General features: G+C 33.5%; 3 protein-coding genes and 3 pseudogenes. 2 read left to right on the plus strand and 4 right to left on the minus strand.

Annotated features, from left to right (window positions below; translation table 11 throughout):
- Together AC1DIT_RS27175 and AC1DIT_RS27180 are read left to right on the plus strand one after the other, a co-directional pair.
- A partial coding sequence (locus tag AC1DIT_RS27175; protein ID WP_476998553.1) for an MMPL family transporter occupies nt 1–1,506 on the plus strand: 1,506 nt, incomplete at its 5' end.
- A gap of 165 nt (nt 1,507–1,671) precedes the next feature.
- Complete coding sequence (locus AC1DIT_RS27180; protein WP_033671119.1) at nt 1,672–2,622, plus strand: S8 family peptidase; 951 nt, start codon at nt 1,672–1,674, stop codon at nt 2,620–2,622.
- A gap of 564 nt (nt 2,623–3,186) precedes the next feature.
- Here the strand turns inward: AC1DIT_RS27180 and AC1DIT_RS27185 are convergent.
- The 4 genes and pseudogenes from AC1DIT_RS27185 to AC1DIT_RS27200 form a co-directional block, all read right to left on the minus strand.
- A pseudogene (locus AC1DIT_RS27185) lies at nt 3,187–3,568 on the minus strand (P-loop NTPase family protein); the annotation flags it as partial.
- Nucleotides 3,558–3,866, minus strand: a pseudogene (locus AC1DIT_RS27190) (transposase); the annotation flags it as partial. The pseudogenes AC1DIT_RS27190 and AC1DIT_RS27185, both read right to left, overlap by 11 nt.
- A gap of 32 nt (nt 3,867–3,898) precedes the next feature.
- Nucleotides 3,899–4,216, minus strand: coding sequence for a hypothetical protein (locus AC1DIT_RS27195; protein WP_016114780.1), 318 nt, complete (start codon nt 4,214–4,216; stop codon nt 3,899–3,901).
- A gap of 207 nt (nt 4,217–4,423) precedes the next feature.
- Nucleotides 4,424–4,571 (minus strand): annotated as a pseudogene (locus AC1DIT_RS27200) (DUF6944 family repetitive protein); the annotation flags it as partial.

Raw genomic sequence — 4,571 nt, forward strand, 5'->3', positions numbered from 1 at the left:
CTATTAGCAGTTATTCCACTCATAGCGGCAATTATTGTGTACCAAGTAATCGACCGAACCCTTGGTTTATTTGGTGAATTTGGCCTCGAAATAAAATCACAATCCTTGTCGATTATGTCAATCTTATTATTTGCGGCGTTAACGGATTATGCTTTATTTATTTTTGCAAGGTACAAGGAAGAGTTGCAAAAGCGTGAAGATAAATATGAAAGTATGAAGCAAGCGATGAGAAGGGTAGGCGAACCGATTTTCTTTAGTGGGAGTACTGTGCTTGCTTCGATGTTAATGCTGTTTTTCGCAGTATATAATGGTTATCGAAACTTCGCCCCGCTATTTTCTATTGCGCTTGTTGTCATTATTCTAGGTGGAATTACATTACTACCTGCCCTCTTTACGTTGTTTGGTAGAAAAGCATTCTGGCCGTTTATTCCAAAGGTTGGGCAGCAAAAAGAAAAACACGTGATATGGAAAAAGGTGAGTCATGCCGTAGTAAGTAGACCATATATTATTGGAGGAGCGGTTGCTGTATTTCTAATTGTATGCTCAATGAATATTTTTCAAATTAAGTATTCATTCAATCTATTAAAGTCTTTCCCGGACAATTTAGAATCCAGACAAGGATATGAATTAATTGAAAAGAAATACTCTCCTGGTCAATTGGCACCAATTACAGTTGTAGTAAATAAAGAGGGAAAATTATCAAATGAAGAAATCGTACAGTTTGTAGAAAAGCTAGACAAACAAAAAGGTGTAGAAGGGTTGAATCCTTCTATTGAAACGATTAAAAAGAACACAAGTCAATTATTGTCTGAGGATGGAAAAGCGGCAAAAGTACAATTAATTTTAAAAGATCAACCATACTCATTACAAGCAATGGACACGATTCAATCGCTTCAAAGTAAAGAAAGTGAATTTGTAAAGGATGGTCATGTTTATTTCGCAGGTGAAACAGCAAAGCAAGCGGATCTGCATGACATTAATAATCATGATACAACATTAATCGTTGTGTTAATCTCTATCTTAATTTTTATTTTATTAGGTATTCAAACAAAATCACTCATTGCACCAATTTATATGATTGGAACGATATTGTTATCATATTGTGCGGCATTAGGGCTTAGTATGTTCTTATTCCAGCATTTGTTTGGATATACTGACATGAGTTATCGCATTCCATTATATACATTTGTATTCCTTGTTGCACTTGGGGTTGATTACAATATTATGCTTGTTTCACGCATTAGGGAAGAAGCTACACACCATTCACTACGAACAGCCATTGAAAATGGGTTAACAGCGACAGGAGGCGTCATTTCTTCTGCTGGTATCATATTAGCGGCTACATTTGCTGTATTAACTACTCAGCCCTTATTAGAGCTGTTTATGTTTGGATTTGTAGTTGCACTAGGGGTTATTATCGATACATTTTTTGTACGGACATTACTTGTTCCAGCAATTATGCTTTTATTAAAGAAATGGAGTTTGTGGCCGCAAAAAATGAAGTAATATAGGATTTCAAAAACGTCTTTTTCGTCAGAATATTTGAGGGGAAAGACGTTTTTGTATTGAGAAAAATCTTGAAGCAGGAAAATGGAAGTGAGAAAACGAATGTTATTTATAAATGTAAGCGCATTCAGTGGAGAGGATAATATATTTTTAGGAGGGGTTATAGTGAACAGTAGTACAGCGAATAAACAAAAAGGTATTCAATTAATTCCGTTTACGGTCGATAAAGTAATAGAGCAAGTGAACGAAATCCCACCAGGTGTACAACTGATTCATGCTCCTGGTGCTTGGGAAAAGAGTGCAAAAGGAAAAGACATTGTCGTTGCTGTTTTAGATACAGGTTGTGATATAAATCATGTTGATTTAAAAGATCGAATTATTGGCGGGAGAAATTTTACTGAAGATTATGAAGGGGACCCGAAAATCTATCTTGATAATAATGGTCACGGTACGCATGTTGCAGGAACAATTGCAGCAGCAGAAAATGGGGTAGGGGTACTGGGCGTTGCTCCACTTGCAAAGTTATTAGTGTTAAAAGTATTATCAGGAGATGGTTCAGGAAGCTATCAACAAATTATTGAGGCTATTGATTATGCAGTGCGCTGGAGAGGGCCKAATCAAGAACGGGTACGAATCATTTCTATGTCACTCGGCGGGCCACAAGATGTTCCAGAGTTACATGAAGTCATTCAACATGCGGTGAAACAGGACGTACTCGTTGTATGTGCAGCAGGAAATAATGGAGATTGCAGTGATGAAACAGAGGAATTAGACTTTCCAGGTGCTTATTCAGAAGTAATTGAAGTAGGTGCTGTTAATTTAGAAAGGAAACTTGCTTGTTTTAGTAATTCAAATCAGGAAATTGATTTAGTCGCTCCAGGAGAAGAAATACTTTCTACTTATCCTGAAGGAAAGTATGCGGTATTAAGTGGGACGTCAATGGCAACGCCGCATATTGCGGGAGCATTAGCCCTTCTGATCAAACAATGTGAAAGAGAATATGGAAGAAAGTTATCAGAACCAGAAATCTATGCACAACTCATTAAACGTACTGTACCATTAGGATATGAGCGAACATCTGAAGGAAATGGTTTAATAGATTTATTAAAAGAATAATTGCTATTAAAAAACATCTCATTTAGACTTATCTTAGAGTCATAACGTTTTAGTAAATCAAAATAAAAGGACTGCACATATATGATATGTATAATATGTACGGTCTTTTTTGTTGGTTTGAATGTTGATTTTAAATAAAGTCGCGATGTTTTGAAAAAAGATTGATCAAAACTTGCTCTTAAAATATTCTAACGAATTATTTTTTTATAAATAAGTTTAATCATTTATTGTATTGCTTGTTCAACTACAATACCTGTTAATTGATTAACCTCTAGATAAACCAAGTAGTGACTTTATTTTATATTCACAATTGGTAATATTACACAACTAATCCTGTATCATTCAAACCTAAACATCTTCTTTAATAGTAGGAAAACCTTATGGTCTTATATCATATTCCCATTTATGAGTGCATTCTGTTAATATGTATCCTACTTTTCCTATTAAAAAGCCTAATTTCTCAATTTATTGTAGAGAAATTAGGCTTTTTTCATCACTCCATTAAAGCGCCCTATAGTTTAATGACTTGATTTACTGATTATATCTTCAATCATTCACTTTGAACTATATAGATATARTTTTTGTTGCAACTGTTTGTTGAAATGCCTTATCATGCTCAACAATAACCATTGTGGAATTAAATTGTTGAATAAGCTCTTCAATCTGCATACGCGAATAAATATCAATAAAATTTAATGGTTCATCCCATATATATATATATATATATATATATATATATATGAGCTTTTTCACATAAACTTTTAGCGATAAGCAGCTTTTTCTTTTGTCCACCAGAATAATAAGATATATCTTTCTCAAATTGAATTCGGTCAAAATCCATCTTACGTAGGATGGATTTAAATAACGTCTCATCAATCTCGTGCTCTTCAATAAAGTCCGATAACGATCCCTTCAAATGAGAAGTATCTTGTCGGACATAGCGCAATTAACTGTCCATATAAATGGCACTGGAATCGCTCGAGTTTTATCTTTTTTACCGCATGAATACCAAAAATAGATTTCCATGTTTTAAATAAAATTTTAACTTGCCAACGAAGAGAATAGAATTGATAAATTTTATTCGCCATCATGTCAGTTTCATTTATATTTGTAATAAACAAGTTGATACCACTCGCATATTTAGGCATTCATCGTTTTTCTTTTTTATGCCGTTCTAATCGTTTTGTATGTTCAGATTCTGTTAATTTATAGATGATTAGACGCGTTGGTTGTTTTTGTTGAAAATTATACATAGTCTTAACTTGATGGCTATGTCCTATTGGACGCTTTTTATTTCATAACCATTTAACTTTCCAATACCAAATAAATCAATTTCTGTATCAATTAATTTCGGGATAAATTTCACTATTTTTGTCCTACCTTGAAGAACTTCACCTTCAGTAGTAATAAATTCAAATACTGGTTGCTCATTTTTCTTCATTATTTCAATAAAAATTGTATCTTTATCAGTAGTTCCACGTATAATGACTTCCCAGTCTAAATAGTCATTAATCCTTACATAAGCTATTCGAAAATCTATTTCTTCTTTTCTCTCTCCTAAATAAGTGATTTTTCCAACTTCAAACTGTGCCATTTTACTACCTCCCTTTTATTACATCTTCGACAGGAAAGAAGAAAAACCTACACCATAAAACATCTTTTATTCTTTTAAATTACCAAAAATTGAGCTATAGAAAATAATCCTCCCTAAAGTCCTTGTCCGACCTTAAAAGAGAATGAAATATTTCCTTCCATTCATATGAATCTTCATACTAATTTCTCGATAGCTAAAGTTTCAAACTCAATCCTCTATCATTTGTGTAATTCCAATTGCTGAAACTGCTGTACCAATTGCTTGTATCCAAATACCAATTAGTCCAACGAATCTCTCATCTTCTTTTTCTCTATCATTTTTCTCAATCATTTGGTTTTCCTTGGATATGTTGTGT

This window comes from Bacillus sp. 05T22 (genome assembly GCF_056396765.1).